The sequence below is a fragment of the Limnobaculum parvum genome, assembly GCF_003096015.2.
Classification (GTDB): Bacteria; Pseudomonadota; Gammaproteobacteria; order Enterobacterales; family Enterobacteriaceae; genus Limnobaculum; species Limnobaculum parvum.
The window spans coordinates 3,699,479-3,722,500 of record NZ_CP029185.2 but is presented as its reverse complement, the minus strand read 5'-3'; the positions used below and the strand labels follow the sequence as shown (position 1 = coordinate 3,722,500).

The window sequence follows — 23,022 nt, the reverse complement described above, 5'->3', positions numbered from 1 at the left end:
CGACTTAGAAAGTGACTCGCAAGAGACACCTTCGGGTTGTGAGGTTAAGTGACTAAGCGTACACGGTGGATGCCTAGGCAGTCAGAGGCGATGAAGGGCGTGCTAATCTGCGATAAGCGTCGGTAAGGTGATATGAACCATTATAACCGGCGATACCCGAATGGGGAAACCCAGTGCAATCCGTTGCACTATCATAACATGAATACATAGTGTTATGAGGCGAACCGGGGGAACTGAAACATCTAAGTACCCCGAGGAAAAGAAATCAACCGAGATTCCCCTAGTAGCGGCGAGCGAACGGGGAGGAGCCCAGAACCTGAATCAGTTTGTGTGTTAGTGGAAGCGTCTGGAAAGTCGCACGGAACAGGGTGATAGTCCCGTACACCAAAATGCACAAGTTGTGAGTTCGATGAGTAAGGCGGGACACGTGACATCCTGTCTGAATATGGGGGGACCATCCTCCAAGGCTAAATACTCCTGACTGACCGATAGTGAACCAGTACCGTGAGGGAAAGGCGAAAAGAACCCCGGCGAGGGGAGTGAAATAGAACCTGAAACCGTGTACGTACAAGCAGTGGGAGCCTACTTTGTTGGGTGACTGCGTACCTTTTGTATAATGGGTCAGCGACTTATATTTTGTAGCAAGGTTAACCGAATAGGGGAGCCGTAGGGAAACCGAGTCTTAACTGGGCGTCAAGTTGCAAGGTATAGACCCGAAACCCGGTGATCTAGCCATGGGCAGGTTGAAGGTTGGGTAACACTAACTGGAGGACCGAACCGACTAATGTTGAAAAATTAGCGGATGACTTGTGGCTGGGGGTGAAAGGCCAATCAAACCGGGAGATAGCTGGTTCTCCCCGAAAGCTATTTAGGTAGCGCCTCGTGAACTCATCTTCGGGGGTAGAGCACTGTTTCGACTAGGGGTCCATCCCGGATTACCAACTCGATGCAAACTCCGAATACCGAAGAATGTTATCACGGGAGACACACGGCGGGTGCTAACGTCCGTCGTGAAGAGGGAAACAACCCAGACCGCCAGCTAAGGTCCCAAAGTCATGGTTAAGTGGGAAACGATGTGGGAAGGCATAGACAGCCAGGATGTTGGCTTAGAAGCAGCCATCATTTAAAGAAAGCGTAATAGCTCACTGGTCGAGTCGGCCTGCGCGGAAGATGTAACGGGGCTAAACCATGCACCGAAGCTGCGGCAGCGATATGAAAGTATTGTTGGGTAGGGGAGCGTTCTGTAAGCCTGTGAAGCTGGACTGTGAGGTCTGGTGGAGGTATCAGAAGTGCGAATGCTGACATAAGTAACGATAAAGCGGGTGAAAAGCCCGCTCGCCGGAAGACCAAGGGTTCCTGTCCAACGTTAATCGGGGCAGGGTGAGTCGACCCCTAAGGCGAGGCCGAAAGGCGTAGTCGATGGGAAACAGGTTAATATTCCTGTACTTGGTGTTACTGCGAAGGGGGGACGAAGAAGGCTAGGCTATCCGGGCGACGGTTGTCCCGGTTTAAGCGTGTAGGTGGGTCGATTAGGTAAATCCGGTTGACTATTAACACTGAGGCGTGATGACGAGCCACTACGGTGGTGAAGTAGTTGATGCCCTGCTTCCAGGAAAAGCCTCTAAGCTCCAGGTAACATTAAATCGTACCCCAAACCGACACAGGTGGTCAGGTAGAGAATACTCAGGCGCTTGAGAGAACTCGGGTGAAGGAACTAGGCAAAATGGTGCCGTAACTTCGGGAGAAGGCACGCTGACGTTAGGTGAAGAGACTTGCTCTCGGAGCTGAAGTCAGTCGAAGATACCAGCTGGCTGCAACTGTTTATTAAAAACACAGCACTGTGCAAACACGAAAGTGGACGTATACGGTGTGACGCCTGCCCGGTGCTGGAAGGTTAATTGATGGGGTTAGCGTAAGCGAAGCTCTTGATCGAAGCCCCAGTAAACGGCGGCCGTAACTATAACGGTCCTAAGGTAGCGAAATTCCTTGTCGGGTAAGTTCCGACCTGCACGAATGGCGTAATGATGGCCAGGCTGTCTCCACCCGAGACTCAGTGAAATTGAACTCGCAGTGAAGATGCTGTGTACCCGCGGCAAGACGGAAAGACCCCGTGAACCTTTACTATAGCTTGACACTGAACATTGAGCCTTGATGTGTAGGATAGGTGGGAGGCTTAGAAGCGTGGACGCCAGTCTGCGTGGAGCCAACCTTGAAATACCACCCTTTAATGTTTGATGTTCTAACTTTGACCCGTTATCCGGGTTGAGGACAGTGTCTGGTGGGTAGTTTGACTGGGGCGGTCTCCTCCCAAAGAGTAACGGAGGAGCACGAAGGTTAGCTAATCACGGTCGGACATCGTGAGGTTAGTGCAATGGCATAAGCTAGCTTGACTGCGAGAGTGACGGCTCGAGCAGGTACGAAAGTAGGTCATAGTGATCCGGTGGTTCTGAATGGAAGGGCCATCGCTCAACGGATAAAAGGTACTCCGGGGATAACAGGCTGATACCGCCCAAGAGTTCATATCGACGGCGGTGTTTGGCACCTCGATGTCGGCTCATCACATCCTGGGGCTGAAGTAGGTCCCAAGGGTACGGCTGTTCGCCGTTTAAAGTGGTACGCGAGCTGGGTTTAGAACGTCGTGAGACAGTTCGGTCCCTATCTGCCGTGGGCGTTGGAAGATTGAGAGGGGTTGCTCCTAGTACGAGAGGACCGGAGTGAACGCACCACTGGTGTTCGGGTTGTCATGCCAATGGCATTGCCCGGTAGCTACGTGCGGAAAAGATAACCGCTGAAAGCATCTAAGCGGGAAACTTGCCTCGAGATGAGTCTTCCCTTGGACCTTGAGTCCACTGAAGGAACGTTAAAGACTATGACGTTGATAGGTCGGGTGTGTAAGCGTAGCGATACGTTGAGCTAACCGATACTAATGAACCGTGAGACTTAACCTTACAACACCGAAGGTGTTTTGATGAGAGAGACGAATTTAAATTTCAGCGAATGTTCAGGATTGGAATGGATGGTTGTGTGAGATAGCGATATCGGAGTACAACGGTTCATGAAACGGAATATGCCTGGCGGCGATAGCGCGGTGGTCCCACCTGACCCCATGCCGAACTCAGAAGTGAAACGCCGTAGCGCCGATGGTAGTGTGGGGCTTCCCCATGCGAGAGTAGGGAACTGCCAGGCTTTAAATTAGATGTAAGCAGTGATAGTAGGGCAGTTCTCTACTCGAGAGAGAGTAGGACAAACTCGCGAAGCGGGTTTGAACAACGCAAAGCGTTGGCCCGAAGGGTGAATGATGCAGTCATTCATAAACTGCTAGGCTTTAAATTAGTAACTATCAGAATAAGTTCTGGTAGGGAAAAAGAATCGGTGGAGCGGTAGTTCAGTTGGTTAGAATACCTGCCTGTCACGCAGGGGGTCGCGGGTTCGAGTCCCGTCCGTTCCGCCACTTATTTACATTATGCCTGCTACATTAGCAGGCATAGTAGTAAGCGTTCTTTAGGGGCGTAGTTCAATTGGTAGAGCACCGGTCTCCAAAACCGGGTGTTGGGAGTTCGAGTCTCTCCGCCCCTGCCATAAAAAATAAAAAACCCTTTGTGAAAACAAAGGGTTTTTTATTACCTGCTATTTAACTAAATTATTTTTTATCAATATCTTAATCATTATTCTCAGGTGTATTAAAGTTACTAATCAGTTTGTGAATTAGCTGATGATGCTCGCTGTTTTGCAACCAAATCGCATACAAAGAAAGATTGATAGACTGAAGTGGTAGTACAGGCTTGAGCTCAGGGTACTGATTTTGCCAAGATTCAGGCAAGAAAGTACTACCAGCAGTATTCCTTAACAGCTGTTTTGCCATTAGAGCAGAGCTGGTTGTTAGAATTGGCACTATCTCCTGTGCGAAGTACTCTTTTTCCTGTTGTGAAAAGTCGACTCCCCAATCAAGGGATATATAGGCTCTTTTCTTATCACTTGTCTTGCGTTCGGATACCACCAACTGTAATGGGATTGTGGTTATTTTTTCGCTAACCAACTCATCCATTTTAGATGGCTCAGTGGTGATCAAAAGATCTAACTGTCTCTCATGAAGTTGCTGTACTTGAATATTTCGTGGAGCAACTCTGGCATCAAACTGTAAATTTTTATGTACTAAATAGAGTGATTCAAGCCAGTCTGTCAGACCGGTTTCCCAGATCAAAGGCAATGCACCAATAGATAATGTATTCTTTTTTTGATTACTTTTGGTTATCGCTGAACGGGCCTGCTGCCAGGTAATCATCAGGTTTTCCGCATAAGGCAAAAGCTGTTCCCCAGCGGCAGTGAGCCGGATATTGTTGCGGTGGCGAGTAAAAAGATTAACGCCCAACTGGCTTTCTAACAGTCGTATACGAGAGCTCACTGCTGATTGGGTGAGATACAGAGATTCAGCAGCCCGACCAAAATGACGGGTCTTGCTCACTTCTAGAAAAGTCTTTAGTAATTCTGTATCCACACTATCTCCAAATAATTCTATCGTAACGATTTAAATTTTTTGTTTTACACACTGACAAGCCTCACTAATACTCCGCGCCATAACAGCATTAATTTAGATACTTAGGAGTATGTCAGATGGCGGAAAGCTTCACTACGACGCATCGTTTTTTTGACAATAAAAATTACCCTCGAGGCTTTTCCCGCCATGGGGATTTCACCATTAAAGAAGCTCAATTGCTAGAACGTTTAGGCTATGCTTTTAACGAGCTTGATTTAGATAAGCGTGAACCAGTAACAGAAGAAGAAAAATTATTCGTCGCTGTTTGCCGTGGAGAACGTGAGCCAGTAACTGAATCTGAAAAGGTATGGACTAAATATCTCGATCGTATTCGTCGTCCTAAACGTTTTCATACGTTATCCGGTGGTAAGCCACAGGTTGATACTGTCGAAGACTTTAACGACACGGATGATTAATTAACGGGGCTTTAAGCCCCGTTTTTCATCCTACCGCTTTATAAAGCTGTAACAGCAGTCGATCCATGCAGCGATAGCTTAGTGCTTCAGCAATATGGCTCCTGTTTATTTTTTCACTACCGGATAAATCTGCAATAGTCCGGGATACTTTTAAAATGCGATGCCACCCACGCACAGAAAGCCCAAGCTTTAATAAAGCATGTTCAAGAAACAGCGCATCTTCTGGATTAAGCTTACAACTTGCTTCAACTTCTTTACTGCTTAGTTGGGCATTCACTTTCCCGTTTCTTTTAGTTTGAAGCTCCCTAGCATTTAGCACCCGTTGTCGGACCGACTGACTCGACCCCCCCTCTGCTCTGCGCTGACTTAATACGCCTTGGGGTAATAGCGGTACTTCGATGGATAAGTCGAATCGATCGAGAAAAGGCCCGGATAGTCGGTTTAAATAGCGCATAATTTGTTGAGGGTTAGAACGGCTGAGTATTCCCTGATAATGACCGGTAGGGCTAGGGTTCATTGCTGCAATTAATTGAACGCGGGCAGGAAAGCAGACTTTTGCATTGGCCCGGGAAATAATAATTTCACCAGATTCTAATGGCTCTCGAAGGGCATCTAAGACTTTTCTTTCAAATTCAGGCAGTTCATCCAAAAATAGCACACCGTTATGTGCCAAAGAAATTTCACCCGGTCTTGGGATAGCTCCTCCTCCCACCAGTGCGGCCATCGATGCACTATGGTGAGGGGCTCTGAAAGGCCGTTTACGCCAATTTGACGAATTTTGTGGTGTATGGGCGAGGCTTGATATTGCTGCACTCTCTAGCGCTTCTTGATCGCTTAGAGGAGGTAAAAGTGCATTAAGGCGAGTAGCCAGCATGGTTTTACCCGTACCCGGCGGGCCGAGTAGTAGAAGGTTATGTCCTCCGGCGGCGGAAATTTCTAGGGCTCGTTTTGCTTGTTCCTGACCAATGATATCTTTTAGATCGGGTAATGATAATAAATCATCGTGAGCAATCTGTTTAACCGGCTTACAAAGCGTAGTTTCACTATCAGATAAGTAGTGACATATTTCGGCCAGATTTGTGGCAATTAAGTTATTGCCTTGTTCAATCAACGCGACCTCTGTGGAATTCCCTTCTGAAAGAATTAAGATACGATTATTTCTGGATGCGGCCAGAGCGGCGGGTATTGCACCATTAATCGGTTTTATTTCCCCTGAAAGGGCCAGTTCGCCTAAAAACTCATGTTGTTCTAATTTTGTCGCTGGGATTTGCTCTGAAGCAGCCAGTATGGCTAACGCAATGGGCAGATCGAATCTCCCTCCTTCTTTGGGTAAATCTGCGGGTGCTAAATTCACCGTGATTTTTTTGGGTGGAAAAGTAAATCCGCTGTTTATCAGTGCACTTCTTACTCGATCTTTTGCTTCCTTTACTGTTATTTCAGGTAAACCAACCAGTGTAAAGTTCGGCATTCCGTTGCTGATGTGAACTTCAACGCTCACGGCTGGTGCCTGAATTCCTATTGATGCTCGGGTGTGGACGATGGCTAATGACATACTGAATTATCCGGCTTATTTTTCAGCGTATCCTGTCAGGTTTGAGGGAAAATATTTTATTTATTTTAGAGTTAACCTCCATTTTTTAGATTTATATTCCAATTAATTGTCGGTTATATGGCTTATATCACTGGTTTTATGTGTTAACGATCGGGAATAAATAATTTTTATTCCGAACTGTGTTTTATTTAATTAATAAATAAAGATATTTTTTAATTTTTTTAAGTTAATGTTAAAAAGAGAAATAAAAAATAACTTGTCACTCGATACACAACTATGATAACTCTGTAGTCATTCGTTCGACTGATAAAGAATTTTATTGAAACTATGAAGTCTCTAAGCCAAGTGATTAGCCTCGTAATTATTAGTGTGGTGGTGATTATTATCCCACCGTGCGGGGCAGCACTTGGACGAAGAATGACCTGATTAGTGGTCTGAAATTCAAGAACCCCCGCACTGAGAAGTCGGGGGTTTTTTTATGCGTAATAAAAATTCAAAGTAAAACACAACGTAAAGCATCACGAAGCAAACAGTATAAAAAACTGTTCTGAGCATGAAGACAAACGGGGTAAGAATGATGAATGGGGCACAGTGGGTTGTACATACATTACGCGAACAGGGTGTTGAGACGGTTTTTGGCTACCCGGGTGGAGCTATTATGCCGGTTTATGATGCGTTGTTTGACGGTGGTATTGAACATTTGCTGTGCCGCAATGAGCAAGGCGCTGCCATTGCTGCCCTTGGCTACGCCAGAGCAACCGGTAAAGTAGGGGTTTGTATTGCCACTTCTGGTCCGGGGGCAACGAATCTGATTACCGGGTTGGCTGATGCGCTATTAGATTCTGTTCCCGTTGTTGCTATCACCGGGCAGGTTGCCTCTCCATTGATTGGTACTGATGCATTTCAGGAAATCGATGTTTTAGGTTTATCCTTGGCTTGTACTAAACATAGCTATTTGGTGGAGTCACTGGAAGAGCTACCCGCGGTCATTGCTCAGGCTTTTGCTATCGCTCGCAGTGGCCGCCCAGGGCCTGTACTGATCGATATTCCGAAAGATATTCAGCTAGCTGCAGGGGATCACCTCAAGCCCGTTCTATTCCCCGTAGAAGAACTTCCTAAAGTCGCTGATGCTGATTTAGCATCAGCTAGGAAGATGATTGCGGAATCTAAAAAGCCAATGTTATACGTTGGTGGAGGCGTAGGTTTAGCTCAGGCGGTTGAGGCATTGCGTACTTTCGCTAAAGTGACGGGGATACCGGGTGCATCTACTCTGAAAGGTTTAGGGGCTTTTGATGTGCAAGACTCGTGCTATTTAGGTATGTTGGGAATGCATGGCGCCAAAGCCAGTAATTTAGCCGTACAGGACTGTGACTTATTAATTGCTATCGGTGTGCGTTTTGACGATCGGGTAACGGGGAAACTCAATACTTTTGCACCGAATGCAAAAGTTATCCATATGGATATCGACCCAGCGGAATTAGGTAAGTTAAGAACACCTCACGTTGCATTGCAGGGAGATTTAAATGAAATATTACCTGCGTTGCAACAGCCGATGTCTATCGAGAGCTGGCGCAAATCGGTAATGACGATGAAAAACGAATTTGCTGCCCGCTACGACCATCCTGGTCAATCCATTTATGCCCCGCTATTGTTAAAGCAACTTTCCGATAAAAAACCTGAAAACGCGGTAATCACTACTGATGTGGGGCAGCATCAAATGTGGAGTGCTCAGCATATGTCATTCAGTCGTCCGGAAAACTTTATTACATCAAGTGGTTTAGGAACTATGGGGTTTGGTATTCCTGCTGCGGTTGGTGCACAGATGGCGCGTCCTGATGACATGGTGATCTGTGTTTCAGGGGATGGTTCTTTCATGATGAACGTGCAGGAACTGGGTACGATAAAGCGTAAACAGTTACCGATAAAAATGGTGTTAGTGGATAACCAGCGCCTAGGTATGGTGCGGCAGTGGCAGCAACTATTCTTTGATGCACGCTATAGTGAAACGGATTTATCTGACAATCCGGACTTTCTGGTGCTGGCCAGCGCGTTTGGTATTCCAGGGCAGAGTATTTCTCGTAAAGATCAGGTGGATGATGCTTTAAATGCAATGTTAGCCAGTGAAGGTCCCTACTTACTTCATGTCTCAATTGATGAATTAGAAAATGTTTGGCCTCTGGTTCCACCAGGTGCTGGTAATGAAACCATGCTGGAGAAAGTATCATGATAGAACATCAACTTTATATTCAAACTCGCTTCCGCTCAGAAGTTTTGGAGCGTTTACTGCGCGTTGTCCGCCACAGAGGTTTTCGGGTGTGCAAAATGAATATGAACCAGACAAGTAATGGGGATAATATAAATATTCATTTAACCGTTTCCAGTGAGCGCCCTGTCAATTTATTATCTTCTCAGTTAACTAAACTTGCGGATGTCAACAGCGTTGAGATCCTCAATCAAACATCACAACAAATACGCGCATAGCGCGACAAGGAATAGAAACAATGAGTACGAAGAAAGCAGACTACATATGGTTCAATGGCGAGATGACACCATGGGCTGATGCAAAGGTTCACGTGATGTCCCATGCATTACACTATGGTACTTCCGTATTTGAAGGTGTGCGCTGCTATAACACCCATAAAGGTCCTGCGGTTTTCCGCCATCGTGAACATATGCAGCGTCTGCGTGATTCAGCAAAAATTTATCGTATGCCCGTTTCTTACTCTGTAGATGAATTGATGGCAGCTTGTCGCGAAACGTTAAGCAAAAATAATCTGACCAGCGCCTATATTCGTCCACTTGTGTTTATCGGTGATGTTGGTATGGGCGTTAATCCACCGCCAGGATACAAAACGGATGTCATTATTGCCGCTTTCCCTTGGGGCGCTTATTTGGGTGACGAAGCGCTGGAGCAAGGTATTGATGCGATGGTTTCTTCATGGAATCGTTCTGCGCCAAATACCATTCCAACCGCAGCAAAAGCAGGTGGTAACTACCTTTCTTCTTTACTGGTAGGTAGCGAAGCTCGCCGCCATGGTTATACCGAAGGTATTGCTCTAGACGTTCATGGCTATGTTTCTGAAGGTGCAGGCGAAAATATTTTCATCATTAAAGATGGCGTAGTCTTTACCCCGACTTTAACTTCTGCGGCTTTGCCTGGCATTACTCGTGATGCCATCATGAAGTTAACTAAAGATCTGGGCTTTGAAATTCGCGAACAAGTTCTGTCGCGTGAGTCACTCTATCTTGCTGATGAAGTGTTTATGACCGGTACTGCGGCTGAAATTACCCCGGTACGCAGTGTTGATGGCATTGAAGTTGGTATTGGCCGCCGTGGTCCTATTACTAAGCAAATTCAGCAGCGTTTCTTTGGTCTGTTCAACGGTCAAACAGAAGATAAATACGGTTGGTTAGATTTAGTGAATCAATAATAAATAGAGCAAACATAATACTAACGGGCGGAGTTACTCCGCCCGGATAAAACAACGGGAGTGAATAAAGCATGCCTAAGTATCGTTCAGCTACAACTACACATGGTCGTAATATGGCAGGAGCTCGTGCGCTATGGCGTGCAACGGGTATGACCGATGCTGATTTTGGTAAGCCAATTATTGCCGTGGTGAACTCTTTTACACAGTTTGTGCCGGGCCATGTGCATTTACGTGACTTAGGTAAGCTGGTTGCCGATCAGATCCATGAGTCAGGCGGTGTTGCCAAAGAGTTCAATACTATCGCGGTGGATGATGGTATCGCGATGGGACACGGGGGCATGCTCTATTCTCTTCCTTCCCGGGAGCTAATTGCTGATTCGGTAGAATACATGGTGAATGCCCACTGTGCTGACGCCATGGTGTGCATCTCTAACTGTGACAAGATTACCCCGGGAATGTTAATGGCGTCTTTACGCCTGAATATTCCGGTTATTTTTGTTTCCGGTGGCCCGATGGAAGCCGGAAAAACTAAGCTATCAGACAAAATCATCAAGCTGGACCTGATTGATGCCATGATTCAGGGGGCAAATCCTGATGTCAGCGATGAAGATAGTGCTCAAATAGAGCGTTCCGCTTGCCCTACCTGTGGTTCTTGTTCGGGTATGTTTACTGCGAACTCAATGAACTGCTTAACCGAGGCGATGGGTTTAGCGCTGCCGGGTAATGGCTCTCTGCTGGCGACTCACAAAGACCGCAAACAACTTTTCCTGAATGCAGGTAAAGAGATTGTGGCATTAACCAAGCGCTATTATGAGCAGGATGATGAGAGTGTGTTACCTCGTGCTATCGCTAATAAGGCTGCGTTTGAAAATGCGATGGTCATGGATATCGCTATGGGGGGGTCAACCAATACCGTATTGCATCTTCTGGCTGCTGCACAGGAAGGTGAAGTTGATTTTACCATGAACGATATCGATCGTTTATCACGCAAAGTTCCTCAGTTGTGTAAGGTTGCTCCAAGCACTCAAAAATACCATATGGAAGACGTTCACCGTGCTGGCGGGGTGATGGGTATTTTGGGTGAGCTGGAACGCGCAGACCTGCTAAACCGCAATACGAAAAACATTATGGGCCTGAGCCTGACGGAAACGTTAGACAAGTTCGATATTATGCGTACCAATGATGATGCGGTAAGAACCTTGTTTCGGGCGGGGCCTGCAGGTATTCGTACCACTCAGGCTTTCTCTCAGGATTGCCGCTGGGATTCTCTGGATGACGATCGCGCTGAAGGTTGTATCCGCGATAAAGAGCATGCTTACAGTCAGGAAGGCGGTCTGGCGGTATTGAACGGTAATTTAGCGGTGGATGGCTGTATTGTTAAAACCGCCGGCGTTGATGATGAGTATCTGGTATTCCGCGGCCCAGCAAAAGTATATGAAAGTCAGGAAGATGCGGTTGACGCTATTCTGGGTAAGAAAGTGGTTGCCGGTGATGTGGTGGTGATCCGTTATGAAGGTCCAAAAGGTGGGCCGGGTATGCAGGAGATGCTATATCCCACGACGTTCCTGAAATCCATGGGGCTAGGTAAAAGCTGTGCGTTGATCACCGATGGTCGTTTCTCAGGTGGTACATCTGGGTTGTCTATTGGTCATATTTCACCGGAAGCAGCTAATGGCGGTTTGATTGGCTTAGTTCGTAATGGTGACATGATTGATATTGATATTCCAAAACGCAGTATTGCGCTGGATGTATCAGATAGTGAGTTAGCCAGCCGTCGCCAGACTGAAGCGGATCGTGGTGATAAAGCCTGGACGCCAGTGGTTCGTGACCGTCAGGTTTCATTTGCTTTACGCGCTTATGCCAGTTTAGCAACCAGCGCAGATAAAGGCGCCGTCAGGGATAAAAGTAAGCTGGGAGGCTAACCGTTATGGCTGTTCCATTACCACTTTCTTCTGCACCGACAGGTGCAGAATATCTCCGTGCAGTGCTTTGTTCTCCGGTTTATGACGTGGCTCAGGTCACGCCATTACAGGTGATGAATAAGCTCTCTGCTCGCCTGAAAAATACCGTGCTGGTAAAACGCGAAGACAGGCAACCCGTACACAGTTTCAAACTGCGCGGCGCGCATGCGATGATCTCTGGGCTGAATGAGCAACAGAGGGCCAATGGTGTGATCGCCGCATCAGCTGGTAATCATGCTCAGGGTGTTGCGCTGTCAGCTACCGGTTTGGGTATTCGTTCTCTGATTGTTATGCCGTTAACGACGCCGGATATTAAAGTTGATGCCGTACGTGGCTTCGGTGGCGAAGTGCTGTTGCACGGCGCTAATTTTGATGAGGCCAAAGCCAAAGCTATCGCCCTGTCTGAACAGGAGGGTTATATCTTTATTCCTCCGTTCGATCATCCAGCCGTCATTGCCGGGCAGGGCACCATTGGGATGGAGTTGATCCAGCAGGACGCTCATCTCGATCGTATCTTTGTTCCCGTGGGTGGTGGTGGACTCGCCGCCGGTGTGGCGGTCTTGATTAAGCAATTGATGCCTGACATTAAAGTGATTGGTGTTGAAGCGGAAGATTCAGCCTGCCTGATGGCGGCGATGAATGCCGGGCAACCTGTCGATCTTGATCGCGTAGGATTATTTGCCGATGGCGTAGCGGTAAAGCGTATCGGTGATGAGACCTTCCGTCTGTGTCGTGAATATCTGGATGATGTTATTACCGTTGATAGCGATGCGATTTGTGCGGCAGTAAAAGATTTGTTTGAAGATGTCAGAGCGATTGCTGAACCATCGGGCGCTTTGGCGCTGGCCGGTTTAAAAAAGTATGTTGAGCAGCATAATCTCGAAGGTGAACGTCTGGCCTGCATTTTGTCCGGTGCTAATTTGAACTTTCACGGCCTGCGTTATGTCTCCGAGCGTTGCGAGTTGGGTGAAAAACGGGAAGCGCTGCTGGCGGTGACTATTCCGGAGCAGAAAGGCAGTTTTTTGAAGTTCTGCCAGCTGTTAGGCGGTCGTTCAGTCACTGAATTTAACTATCGATACGCAAGTGACAAAGATGCCTGCATTTTTGTCGGGGTTCGGTTAACCGGAGGTCAGACCGAAAGAGAAGAGATTATCCGCGAATTACGTGATGATAGTTATCAGGTGGTTGATTTATCGGATGATGAAATGGCTAAGTTGCACGTTCGCTATATGGTAGGAGGCCGTCCGGCCAAGCCATTAAGTGAGCGGTTATACAGCTTTGAATTTCCAGAGTCTGCCGGGGCTTTACTGAAGTTTTTGCAAACGTTGGGTACTTACTGGAATATTTCTCTGTTCCACTATCGCAGCCATGGCACCGATTATGGTCGTGTGCTTGCAGCGTTTGAGCTGGTTGGGCACGATGCAGAGTTTGAGCAGCATCTTGAACAACTGGGGTACGATTATCATGATGAAACGGATAATCCGGCGTTCCGCTTCTTTCTGGCGGGGTAGTTACAGTCATTGTCTGAATGCTGTCGGAGAATGAAATTCGACAGCGTTTGGTTTTCTGATGATGGATTAGCAGACAGGAGCGATGATGCAATTCAATGGGTTTAGGCAGCAGGGGCTGACATTTTTACAGGATGTCAGAATTCAAAACAGCAAAGATTGGTTCGACGATCATCGCCACATTTATGATGATGAAATACTCACCCCTTTCCGTGCACTGGTAACTGTTCTAACTCCGTGCATGATGCTCATCGATCCTGAGTTTGAAACCCGTCCAGCAATTGGTAAAACCCTGTCCAGAATTCATCGTGATACACGTTTTAGTCATGATAAATCCCGCTATCGCAGCCATATGTGGTTGACCTTTAAACGGCACAGCAAAGATTGGAAAGATGCACCAGTCTACTTTTTTGAAATTGCCCCCGATTTTTATCGCTATGGTTTAGGCTATTACTCCGCCAGTCGACAAACGATGGATGTGCTACGTTTATTGATGCGTAACGAGCCTAAAGATTTTTTAGCGGTAGCCAAATGCAATAAACCGCCATTTGAGCTAGTGGGTGAAAGTTATAAGCGCCCATTGGTTAAAGATCAGGATGCTAGCATTGCCAACTGGTATAACCGTAAGTCATTTGCCGTTATGCATACCAGTCAGGAGATGGAAATGGTATTTAATAATGATCTGGTTTCTCAGTTAGAAAAAGGCTTTAAGCAATTGGCTCCCCTTTATCATTACCTGATGCGGGCAGAAATGATTAAACGCAATCCTGATGAGTGATTGCGGTGAAACTCATATTAGTTGCCAGAAGGCGTGAATCAGCGGTTCATTGAGGCGCTTTTTCTGTACGCATACCCCTAAATCAAAGGCGGATGTCAGGGTGACGTGGTCTGCTACAGCAATCCGGCTGCGGATAGTTTCGGGACTATTGTCCAGCACTACGCTGGGAATCAGTGCGATGCCACAGCCAAGAGCAACCATAGAAACAATAGCTTCATGACCAGCAACCGTAGCGTAAATTTGCGGATTGCTGATGTGGTAACGGCGAAACCATTGGTCGATACGTCTGCGTGTTGGGCCATGCTCCGGTAAAATAAAGGGAATATTTGCCCAATCAGGTTTATGTTCCAGCATTTGAGTGTGTACTGGGCACGGTAGTGCTGGCGTAATTAATACCAGTGGAACCTCGCCAATTTTGCGAAAATCAATGGTGGAAGGCAGCGTTTCCGGGCGACCGGCAATGGCCAGATCTGCATCGTTAGACTGAATTTTATCAACAGCATCTGCGGCGTCACCGGTGGTCAATTTTATTTCTACATTAGGGTGTAGGGCGCGGAATTGGTCGAGTATGGCGGGTAGATGGCTGTAGGCAGCCGTTACCGAACAGAAGATTCGCAGTTCGCCACTGAGGGATTCCCCCTCCTGCGTCAGGGCATTTTTCAACTGTTGATAATGCAATAAGGTTTGTTGAGCAAAGACCTTAAGCTGCTGGCCTGCATGGGTGAGCTGTACGGTGCGGTTATCACGCAGAAATAGCATCTGCCCAAGTTCTTCTTCCATTCGTTGTATCTGTCTCGACAGGGTGGAAGGGCTAACATAGGTTGCTTTAGCGGTTTTGCCAAAGTGCTGACTGTCGGCTAAATGAAGAAACAATTTTAAATCACGAAGATCCACATTAAGGCACCGAATTTTGTATTGCAGAAATTGCAATATCATCTTCTTAATATATCAATTTAAGCAATGCAGATCTTGTCTTATTATAAATTTCAGGTGTGCCGCTGTTTACGGGTACCAACACAACAAAGCGCAACATAACAACCAAGAATGGAGAATAACAATGGCTAACTATTTCAATACATTAAACTTACGCCAGCAGTTGGCCCAGTTAGGTCAGTGCCGTTTTATGGGGCGCGATGAGTTTGCGGATGAGTCCGGTTTTCTGAAGGGTAAAAAAATCGTTATTGTTGGATGTGGTGCTCAAGGTCTTAATCAGGGCCTGAACATGCGCGATTCTGGTCTGGATATCGCTTATACGTTACGTAAAGAGGCGATTGATGAAAAGCGTGCATCATGGCGTAAAGCGACAGAAAATGGTTTTAAAGTAGGAACCTACGAAGAATTGATCCCTCAGGCAGACTTAGTGGTTAACCTGACGCCAGACAAGCAGCATTCTGCTGTCGTCCAGGCGGTACAACCGCTGATGAAAAAAGGTGCAGCGTTAGGTTATTCTCACGGTTTCAATATTGTTGAAGTTGGCGAAACTATTCGCCCAGATATCACGGTTGTGATGGTTGCGCCGAAGTGCCCGGGTACAGAGGTTCGTGAAGAGTATAAGCGCGGTTTTGGTGTACCTACTCTGATTGCTGTTCACCCAGAAAACGATCCAAAAGGTGAAGGCATGGCGATTGCTAAAGCATGGGCAGCAGCGACCGGTGGTCATCGTGCGGGTGTTTTGCAATCTTCTTTTGTTGCTGAAGTTAAGTCTGACCTGATGGGTGAGCAAACTATCCTGTGTGGTATGTTACAGGCAGGTTCGATTCTATGTTTTGACAAGCTGGTGGCTGACGGTGCCAGCCCGGCTTATGCTGAAAAATTAGTGCAGTACGGTTGGGAAACCACGACCGAGGCGCTGAAACAAGGTGGTATCACGTTGATGATGGACCGCTTGTCTAATTCGGCAAAACTGCGTGCTTTCGCACTGTCTGAACAGTTAAAAACGCTGATGGCTCCGCTGTTCCAAAAGCATATGGATGACATTATCTCTGGAGCCTTCTCTGAAGGTATGATGGCTGACTGGGCAAATAATGACGCAAAACTATTAGGCTGGCGCGAAGAGACAGGCCGTACCGCTTTCGAGAATGCGCCTCAGCAAGAAGGTAAAATTAGCGAGCAGGAATACTTTGATCACGGCGTCTTAATGATTGCGATGGTTAAAGCCGGGGTTGAGCTGGCGTTTGAAACCATGGTGGTTTCCGGCATTATTGAAGAGTCTGCTTACTATGAATCTCTGCACGAGTTACCGCTAATTGCTAACACCATTGCTCGTAAGCGCCTGTATGAAATGAACGTGGTTATTTCTGATACTGCTGAGTATGGTAACTATCTGTTCTCTAATGCTGCTGTACCACTGTTGCGTGAAAAATTCATGGGTTCATTGCAGGCTGGTGACTTAGGTAAATCTGTTGCAGCAGCAGAAATTGATAATGCCCAACTGCGTGATGTTAACGAAGCCATCCGCAATCATCCAATTGAAGTGATTGGTAAGAAGTTGCGTGGTTATATGACTGATATGAAACGTATCGCTGTTGCCGGTTAATTCAGATTAATGAATACAGAAACCAGAGAGTTATTCTCTGGTTTTTTTTTGGAAAAATTTTGCCTAATTGAATTCTAATCCTTTATTTACAATCAATCTTTTCGAAATATTTACAGTTGGATGATTATTAATTGTGTAATGGTTTCAGATATAATGCGGGCGTTCGATTTTTTTAATTTGTTTATTTTTCAAGGAAAGAAATTGTGGAATGGTTTAAAAAGTGTTTGTTAGAGAAATACGCTGATTTTTCTGGTCGTGCGCGTCGTAAAGAATACTGGATGTTCGTACTGTTTAGCATGATTGCCATGGTTGTACTCATGATTGTTGGCGGTGTGTTAGATGCTATTTTTGGTTCAAATGGCGTCGTTAGTATGATTTTACTGGTTGTGTATGCGTTAGCGATCTTTATGCCTAGTCTGGCCGTTGCTATTCGTCGTTTACACGACCTGGATAAAAGCGGTTGGTGGTATTTAATTGCCTTCATTCCGTTTGGTTCTATCGTTTTACTGGTGTTCTTCTGTCTGGAAGGAACGCCAGGTGCTAACCAATTTGGACCAGCATCAAAATAATAACTAATGGTTATGTAGTGTATAAGCCTGTATAAATTGCAGGCTTTTTTGTTTCTGCTATTCATCAAGCCTTCCTTGTGTATAGGGGAATCATATTTTTGCTATAATCCTTCCCCTTTGGTCCTCTGAGTAAGTAGCTTTGTTATGCGCATGAATCCCCGCCAACAGCAGGCAGTTGAATTTGTTACCGGCCCTTGTCTCGTGCTGGCTGGCGCTGGTTCGGGTAAAACTCGGGTGATCATTAATAAAATTGCTTATTTGATTCGTGAGTGTGGCTATCAGGCACGGCATATTGCGGCGGTAACCTTTACCAATAAAGCGGCCAGAGAGATGAAAGAACGCTTGGCACAAACGCTGGGGCGTAAAGAGGCCAGAGGGATTGTTATTTCTACGTTCCATACGCTTGGACTGGACATTATCAAGCGTGAACATGTCGCGTTGAATATGAAGTCCAATTTCTCGCTGTTTGACGATCAGGATCAGGTCGCGTTATTGAAAGAGCTGACGGAGAAGTGGCTGGAAAATGACAAGGTATTAATTTCACAGTTAATATCGGCTATATCCAACTGGAAGAATGATTTGATTAGCCCGGCCGGCGCTGCTGCGGCGGCGAAATCCGAGCGTGATAAACTGTTTGCTCACTGTTATGACCTTTATGACAAGCAACTTAAGTCCTGCAGTATTCTTGATTTTGACGATCTGATTTTATTACCCACTTTGTTGTTACAGAGAAATGAGGAAGTCAGAGAGCGTTGGCAAAATCGCCTGCGTTATCTGCTGGTGGATGAATATCAGGATACCAATACCAGCCAGTACGAACTGGTTAAGCTGTTAGTGGGTAACCGAGCTCGTTTTACTGTGGTGGGTGATGACGATCAGTCAATCTATTCATGGCGGGGTGCTCGTCCTCAAAACTTAGTGCTATTAAGTCAGGACTTTCCCGCTTTGCAGGTGATTAAGCTGGAACAAAATTATCGTTCGTCGGGACGGATACTTAAAGCCGCTAATATTCTGATTGCCAATAATCCACACGTATTTGAGAAACGTCTGTTTTCAGAGCTGGGATACGGTGAAGCGCTGAAAGTGGTGACGGCCAATAATGAAGACAACGAGGCGGAGCGGGTAGTGGGTGAACTGATCGCCCATCACTTTATCAATAAAACTGATTATAAAGATTACGCCATTTTGTACCGGGGAAACCATCAGTCACGGATTTTTGAAAAAATGCTGATGCAAAACCGTATTCCTTATCGGATCTCGGGTGGTACTTCTTTCTTTTCCCGGCCAGAAATTAAAGATTTGATGGCCTATTTACGTGTATTAACCAATCCAGATGATGACAGTGCATTTTTACGTATTGTAAATACTCCCCGGCGTGAAATTGGTCCGGCAACGCTGGAAAAATTAGGGTCATGGGCGAATCAACGAAGTGTTAGCTTATTCCGGGCTAGTTTTGACGTTGGGTTGGAGCAATATCTCACTGGGCGCGGGCTTGAATCGCTGCAGCGTTTTACTCGCTGGTTATCTTCTGTTGCTGAAACCTCTGAAAGAGAACCCGTTGCTGCCGTCAGGGATCTGATTCACGGTATGGATTATGAAAGTTGGCTGTATGAAACCTCTCCCAGTGTGAAAGCCGCTGAGATGCGTATGAAAAACGTTAATCAGCTGTTTGGCTGGATGACAGAGATGCTGGAAGGCTCCGATTTAGATGAACCAATGACGCTGACGCAGGTGGTTACTCGTTTTACGCTACGTGACATGATGGAGCGTGGCGAAAATGAGGAAGATTTCGATCAGGTTCAACTGATGACGTTGCATGCCTCGAAAGGCCTTGAGTTTCCTTATGTTTATTTGGTGGGTATGGAAGAGGGGCTGCTTCCTCACCAAAGCAGCATAGATGAAGACAATGTCGATGAAGAACGTCGTTTGGCGTATGTAGGTATTACCCGTGCTCAGAAAGAATTGACGTTTACGCTATGCCGTGAGCGTCGTCAGTTTGGTGAACTGGTGCGCCCAGAACCAAGTCGATTCTTACTGGAATTGCCTCAGGATGATTTGCTTTGGGAAAGCGCCCGTAAGGTAGTGTCTGCAGAAGAGCGGATGGAAAAAGGAAAAGGGCATCTGGCTAGTATTCGGGAACAGTTGGCAAAAGCGCGGTCACAAGATTAATTTTTAATAATGGTCAGTGGAAAATGGCTATAAGTTTGCCAGCGGCTCTCTTGTTGTAACGCTTCCGCCTGTAAGGGATACAATGCAAGCCACTCTTTGCTTATTTCTAGATAAAGCTGCTCTCCCTGTGCAGTAAGCTTGATGTCTGGGATGCGATCAGAATGTCGTGCACGACACAATAGAATGGCGATACGCAGTAAACGTAACAGTCTTTGTGCTTGCTGTGGTGATAAGGCATTCTGCTCAGCTAACACTGATAGATTAATGATATCGGTTTGATTTATCAGCAGGGCAGCCAGTAGCTTTCTTTGTGCAGGTGTAAACCCCGGCATGTCAGTGTGATTAAGTAAGTAAGCCGCGTGTTGGGGAGATTGTTTGAAGTCAATACTTAACCCAATTTCATGAATCTGGCTGGCCCAATGGAGCAGTTCTGTCATGTTATCATTGATATCCCAGCTATCTTTTAGCTGACGGCAAAAATAATGGATTAGCTGGCTGACTCTGTCGGTCTGTTGCAGGTCGATGACATACTGATATTGCATAGCTTGAATGGTTGTTTGACGAATATCTTTTTCTACTGGCAGGTTTAGCATGCTGTATATCAGGCCTTCACGGAGTGCACCGCCGGCCAAATTCATGCTGTTCACACCTAATGTTTCAAAAATAGCGATTAATATAGACAGTCCGCTGGGGAAAACCAGCGCCCTTTCTAAAGTCAGGCCTGGAATTTCCAGCTCTTCCAGTTTTCCACATTGAATCGCGCGTTCTTTTAATAGCTGTAATTTATCCAGCGTAATCTGTTCATCCATGCCTTGCGCTACCATGATTTCCTGTAGCGCTTGTACGGTGCCTGATGCACCGACACAAATTTTCCAACTTTGGTATCTCAGTTTATCAGCAGCGGGAAGGAGAAGATGGTGGGCAGCGAGTTCGGCCCGATGAAAATTATCGGTACTTAGTGTGCGGTCGCTAAAATAACGTTCCAACCAAGTCACACATCCCATTGATAAACTCACCAATTGGGAAATGTTATCTGAGGTGCCAGCAATCAGTTCTGTACTGCCTCCTCCAATATCTACCACGAGCCGGGATTGTGCACCCCCAGTAGTGTGAGTGACGCCCTGATAAATTAACCGGGCTTCTTCTTCACCGCTGATGATGTTAACCGGGTAGCCTAGAATTGTTTCGGCTATGGCAATGAACGTATTGGCATTTTTGGCTGCCCGTAATGCTGCGGTGGCAACAATACGAATATGGGATGGGGGAATATTATACAGGCGTTCAGCAAACAGACGTAAGCATTGCCAGCCTCGTTGCATCGCTTCATCAGATAAACAATTACTATCGTCAAGCCCGGCAGCTAACCGGACTTTTCGCTTTATGCGGTCAATAATCTGGATACGGCCAGCAATTTCCCGGATAACCAGCATATGAAAACTATTCGAACCCAGATCGATGGCGGCGTAAAGAGGCTGTTCATCTGTCTGTCTGCTCATAGCGTTTAATAAGTTACCCGTACTGGCTGCATCAATATTAACCTGGACGCTTTCTGTTACGCGGAGGTCCATTCCGACGAGGTCCACTACTGCGTCTTGGATTTCCGGTATTACGCGGACGTGAAAGACGTTTTGGTGGAGGGAAATCGGTCAGTAATGCTTCGGAGCTATAGCGGCTGACAGGTATTGAGTGGCCAATATATTGCTCAATAGCCGGCAGATTTAATGCATATTGCTCACAGGCCAGAGTGATGGAGTGTCCACTAGCGCCAGCTCGTCCGGTACGGCCAATGCGATGCACGTAGTCTTCACAATCATCCGGCAGGTCATAGTTAAATACGTGGGTCACTTCCGGAATATGTAAACCCCGGGCCGCAACATCCGTTGCTACCAGAATATCCAAGTTACCTTTGGTGAAATCATCCAGGATGTGTAAGCGTTTTTTCTGTGCCACATCACCGGTTAATAAACCAACGCGATGACCATCAGCGGCCAGATATCCCCATATCTCTTCACAGGCGTGCTTAGTGTTAGCGAAAATGATACAGCGTTCAGGCCATTCTTCTTCCAAAAGCGTCTGAAGTAAACGCATCTTGTCTTCGTTAGAAGGGTAGAACAGCTCTTCTTGAATTCGGTGCCCCGTTTTTTGTGTTGGCTCCACTTCAACATATTGAGAATTATTCATATGTTCAAACGCCAGCTCACGCACGCGGAAAGAAAGCGTTGCGGAAAATAACATGCTTAAGCGTTGCGTGGCTGGTGGCATACGGCGGAAAATCCAGCGGATATCTTTGATAAAACCTAAATCAAACATACGGTCGGCTTCATCCAGAACAACGACCTGGATGGCACCTAAATCAATATGGTTTTGCTTAGCGTAATCAATAAGACGGCCAGTAGTACCAATCAGAATATCAACGCCGGCTTCCAGTACTTTTAACTGTTTATCATAGCCATCGCCACCATAGGCCAGCCCAATTTTCAGGCCAGTTTCCTGAGCCAGTGCTTCAGCATCATTGTGAATTTGGACCGCAAGTTCGCGGGTTGGAGCCATGATTAGTGCACGAGGTTGATTGATTTTGCGATCGCCATCAGCCTCATGGGTGAGTAAATAATTGAAGGTAGATGCCAGAAAAGCCAGTGTTTTTCCGGTACCCGTTTGTGCCTGTCCTGCAACATCATGCCCTGCAACCGTATAAGGAAGCGCCAGTGCTTGTATTGGCGTGCAGTAATGAAAGCCTTTGTTTTCAAGGGCCTTGATTACCGAAGGGTGTAGTGCGAAGTCGGCAAACTTCTGTTCTGTTAAGTGTGTTTTGCTCATAGTGGTGTAGAATATCAGCTAACCTTGTATTCATGAAAGTATTGCTTTACGAATGCGTATCCGTTGAAATAAAGTCAACATATATTCAACGTTTCTTTGGTTAATATAACACCAATGAAACATATCTAATCCAGTGGAGTCAAACATGAGCGAAAAAATTATTCACTTAACCGATGGCAGCTTTGAAAATGATGTATTGAAAGCTGATGGTCCTGTGCTGGTGGATTTTTGGGCCGAGTGGTGTGGTCCATGCAAAATGATTGCCCCGATTTTGGATGAAGTGGCGGCTGAGTATGAAGGTAAACTCACGATTGCTAAATTGAATATCGATCAAAATCCAGCGACTGCACCTCAGTATGGTATTCGTGGTATTCCGACCCTGTTGCTGTTTAAAGATGGTGCGGTTGCCGCAACGAAAGTTGGCGCACTATCAAAATCTCAATTGAAAGAGTTTCTGGATGCTAGTATTTAATTGATATTAGATTCATTTCTATTGTGAACTTGCTCTTGTTTATCCATTTTGTATGGATAAACAAGAAGCCGTGGCGATTAGATTAAATAAAAATAGTGATATCAAAAACAGTTTTTACTGGAAAAGCAGCCCATAGGTGCTAATTTATTAGTAGAACCGTAGACTCTGATAATAAAGCGTGCTACCTTTAATCACGCTTCATGCAATCTTATCTATATACGTAATACGTACTCGTTTTAAAATCGTAGCTTAAAGTTCTTAGAGCAGTTTAATCATAAG

At 46.1% G+C, this 23,022-nt stretch carries 17 protein-coding genes, 2 tRNA genes and 2 rRNA genes; 16 read left to right on the top strand and 5 right to left on the bottom strand.

Going from position 1 to position 23,022, the window contains the following annotated elements:
- Window positions 1-42 precede the first annotated feature (42 nt).
- From HYN51_RS15765 to HYN51_RS15750, 4 genes are all read left to right on the top strand, one after another.
- Window positions 43-2,948: ribosomal RNA gene (locus tag HYN51_RS15765) — 23S ribosomal RNA — on the top strand.
- 122 nt (window positions 2,949-3,070) lie between these two features.
- Window positions 3,071-3,186: ribosomal RNA gene (gene rrf / locus HYN51_RS15760) — 5S ribosomal RNA — on the top strand.
- Window positions 3,187-3,374: 188 nt separating this feature from the next.
- Window positions 3,375-3,451, top strand: a tRNA-Asp gene (locus HYN51_RS15755).
- Between the two features lie 52 nt (window positions 3,452-3,503).
- A tRNA-Trp gene (locus HYN51_RS15750) sits at window positions 3,504-3,579 on the top strand.
- Window positions 3,580-3,658: 79 nt separating this feature from the next.
- Here HYN51_RS15750 and hdfR read toward each other — a convergent pair.
- Entirely contained in the window at window positions 3,659-4,495 is an 837-nt protein-coding gene (gene hdfR / locus HYN51_RS15745; RefSeq protein WP_108900884.1) for an HTH-type transcriptional regulator HdfR, read from the bottom strand.
- A 116-nt stretch (window positions 4,496-4,611) separates the two neighbouring features.
- Between hdfR and HYN51_RS15740 the strand changes: the two genes are divergently transcribed.
- Window positions 4,612-4,950: a DUF413 domain-containing protein gene (locus tag HYN51_RS15740; RefSeq protein WP_108900883.1), complete on the top strand. Its 339-nt coding sequence runs from the start codon at window positions 4,612-4,614 to the stop codon at window positions 4,948-4,950.
- A 25-nt stretch (window positions 4,951-4,975) separates the two neighbouring features.
- Here HYN51_RS15740 and HYN51_RS15735 read toward each other — a convergent pair whose 3' ends face one another.
- Window positions 4,976-6,502 (bottom strand): YifB family Mg chelatase-like AAA ATPase, encoded by a 1,527-nt coding sequence (locus HYN51_RS15735; RefSeq protein WP_108900882.1) that lies wholly within the window; start codon window positions 6,500-6,502, stop codon window positions 4,976-4,978.
- Window positions 6,503-6,829: 327 nt separating this feature from the next.
- Here HYN51_RS15735 and ilvL point away from each other — a divergent pair, with 327 nt between their 5' ends.
- From ilvL to HYN51_RS15700, 7 genes are all read left to right on the top strand, one after another.
- Entirely contained in the window at window positions 6,830-6,928 is a 99-nt protein-coding gene (gene ilvL / locus HYN51_RS15730) for an ilv operon leader peptide (protein WP_108900881.1), read from the top strand.
- Between the two features lie 151 nt (window positions 6,929-7,079).
- Window positions 7,080-8,729, top strand: coding sequence for an acetolactate synthase 2 catalytic subunit (ilvG, locus tag HYN51_RS15725; RefSeq protein WP_108902097.1), 1,650 nt, complete (start codon window positions 7,080-7,082; stop codon window positions 8,727-8,729).
- Window positions 8,726-8,983 carry an acetolactate synthase 2 small subunit gene (gene ilvM, locus HYN51_RS15720; RefSeq protein ID WP_108900880.1) on the top strand — a complete coding sequence of 86 codons (258 nt, stop codon included), beginning with the start codon at window positions 8,726-8,728 and terminating at the stop codon, window positions 8,981-8,983. Before ilvG ends, ilvM begins: the two co-directional genes overlap by 4 nt.
- A 20-nt stretch (window positions 8,984-9,003) precedes the next feature.
- Window positions 9,004-9,933: a branched-chain amino acid transaminase gene (locus tag HYN51_RS15715; RefSeq protein ID WP_108900879.1), complete on the top strand. Its 930-nt coding sequence runs from the start codon at window positions 9,004-9,006 to the stop codon at window positions 9,931-9,933.
- A 71-nt stretch (window positions 9,934-10,004) separates the two neighbouring features.
- Complete coding sequence (ilvD, locus tag HYN51_RS15710) at window positions 10,005-11,855, top strand: dihydroxy-acid dehydratase (protein ID WP_108900878.1); 1,851 nt, start codon at window positions 10,005-10,007, stop codon at window positions 11,853-11,855.
- A 5-nt stretch (window positions 11,856-11,860) separates the two neighbouring features.
- The gene (gene ilvA, locus HYN51_RS15705; protein WP_108900877.1) at window positions 11,861-13,405 is read left to right on the top strand and encodes a threonine ammonia-lyase, biosynthetic; all 1,545 of its coding nucleotides are present in this window, start codon (window positions 11,861-11,863) and stop codon (window positions 13,403-13,405) included.
- An 82-nt stretch (window positions 13,406-13,487) separates the two neighbouring features.
- Complete coding sequence (locus HYN51_RS15700) at window positions 13,488-14,180, top strand: DUF2461 domain-containing protein (RefSeq protein WP_108900876.1); 693 nt, start codon at window positions 13,488-13,490, stop codon at window positions 14,178-14,180.
- A gap of 12 nt (window positions 14,181-14,192) precedes the next feature.
- On the opposite strand, the gene ilvY is transcribed toward HYN51_RS15700, so the two are convergent.
- Window positions 14,193-15,074: an HTH-type transcriptional activator IlvY gene (gene ilvY / locus HYN51_RS15695; RefSeq protein ID WP_108900875.1), complete on the bottom strand. Its 882-nt coding sequence runs from the start codon at window positions 15,072-15,074 to the stop codon at window positions 14,193-14,195.
- A 163-nt stretch (window positions 15,075-15,237) separates the two neighbouring features.
- Here ilvY and ilvC point away from each other — a divergent pair, with 163 nt between their 5' ends.
- From ilvC to rep, 3 genes are all read left to right on the top strand, one after another.
- Window positions 15,238-16,716 (top strand): ketol-acid reductoisomerase, encoded by a 1,479-nt coding sequence (gene ilvC, locus HYN51_RS15690; RefSeq protein WP_108900874.1) that lies wholly within the window; start codon window positions 15,238-15,240, stop codon window positions 16,714-16,716.
- A gap of 203 nt (window positions 16,717-16,919) precedes the next feature.
- Complete coding sequence (locus HYN51_RS15685) at window positions 16,920-17,285, top strand: DUF805 domain-containing protein (protein WP_108900873.1); 366 nt, start codon at window positions 16,920-16,922, stop codon at window positions 17,283-17,285.
- Window positions 17,286-17,429: 144 nt separating this feature from the next.
- Window positions 17,430-19,454: a DNA helicase Rep gene (gene rep / locus HYN51_RS15680; protein ID WP_108900872.1), complete on the top strand. Its 2,025-nt coding sequence runs from the start codon at window positions 17,430-17,432 to the stop codon at window positions 19,452-19,454.
- Here rep and gppA read toward each other — a convergent pair.
- Window positions 19,451-20,950, bottom strand: coding sequence for a guanosine-5'-triphosphate,3'-diphosphate diphosphatase (gene gppA / locus HYN51_RS15675; RefSeq protein WP_108902096.1), 1,500 nt, complete (start codon window positions 20,948-20,950; stop codon window positions 19,451-19,453). The genes rep and gppA overlap by 4 nt on opposite strands.
- A gap of 37 nt (window positions 20,951-20,987) precedes the next feature.
- Entirely contained in the window at window positions 20,988-22,271 is a 1,284-nt protein-coding gene (gene rhlB / locus HYN51_RS15670) for an ATP-dependent RNA helicase RhlB (RefSeq protein ID WP_108900871.1), read from the bottom strand.
- Window positions 22,272-22,416: 145 nt separating this feature from the next.
- Here rhlB and trxA point away from each other — a divergent pair, with 145 nt between their 5' ends.
- Window positions 22,417-22,743, top strand: a complete 327-nt coding sequence (gene trxA, locus HYN51_RS15665) for a thioredoxin TrxA (RefSeq protein WP_108900870.1) — start codon at window positions 22,417-22,419, stop codon at window positions 22,741-22,743.
- Window positions 22,744-23,022: the final 279 nt, after the last annotated feature.

Bases quoted from the DNA above. Each gene is read 5' to 3' on its own strand.
- HYN51_RS15740 (WP_108900883.1), top strand. From the start codon at position 4,612: ATGGCGGAAAGCTTCACTACGACGCATCGTTTTTTTGACAATAAAAAT.
- HYN51_RS15735 (WP_108900882.1), bottom strand. From the start codon at position 6,502: ATGTCATTAGCCATCGTCCACACCCGAGCATCAATAGGAATTCAGGCA.
- ilvL (WP_108900881.1), top strand. From the start codon at position 6,830: ATGAAGTCTCTAAGCCAAGTGATTAGCCTCGTAATTATTAGTGTGGTG.
- ilvG (WP_108902097.1), top strand. From the start codon at position 7,080: ATGAATGGGGCACAGTGGGTTGTACATACATTACGCGAACAGGGTGTT.
- ilvM (WP_108900880.1), top strand. From the start codon at position 8,726: ATGATAGAACATCAACTTTATATTCAAACTCGCTTCCGCTCAGAAGTT.
- HYN51_RS15715 (WP_108900879.1), top strand. From the start codon at position 9,004: ATGAGTACGAAGAAAGCAGACTACATATGGTTCAATGGCGAGATGACA.
- ilvD (WP_108900878.1), top strand. From the start codon at position 10,005: ATGCCTAAGTATCGTTCAGCTACAACTACACATGGTCGTAATATGGCA.
- ilvA (WP_108900877.1), top strand. From the start codon at position 11,861: ATGGCTGTTCCATTACCACTTTCTTCTGCACCGACAGGTGCAGAATAT.
- HYN51_RS15700 (WP_108900876.1), top strand. From the start codon at position 13,488: ATGATGCAATTCAATGGGTTTAGGCAGCAGGGGCTGACATTTTTACAG.
- ilvC (WP_108900874.1), top strand. From the start codon at position 15,238: ATGGCTAACTATTTCAATACATTAAACTTACGCCAGCAGTTGGCCCAG.
- rep (WP_108900872.1), top strand. From the start codon at position 17,430: ATGCGCATGAATCCCCGCCAACAGCAGGCAGTTGAATTTGTTACCGGC.
- gppA (WP_108902096.1), bottom strand. From the start codon at position 20,950: ATGAGCAGACAGACAGATGAACAGCCTCTTTACGCCGCCATCGATCTG.
- rhlB (WP_108900871.1), bottom strand. From the start codon at position 22,271: ATGAGCAAAACACACTTAACAGAACAGAAGTTTGCCGACTTCGCACTA.
- trxA (WP_108900870.1), top strand. From the start codon at position 22,417: ATGAGCGAAAAAATTATTCACTTAACCGATGGCAGCTTTGAAAATGAT.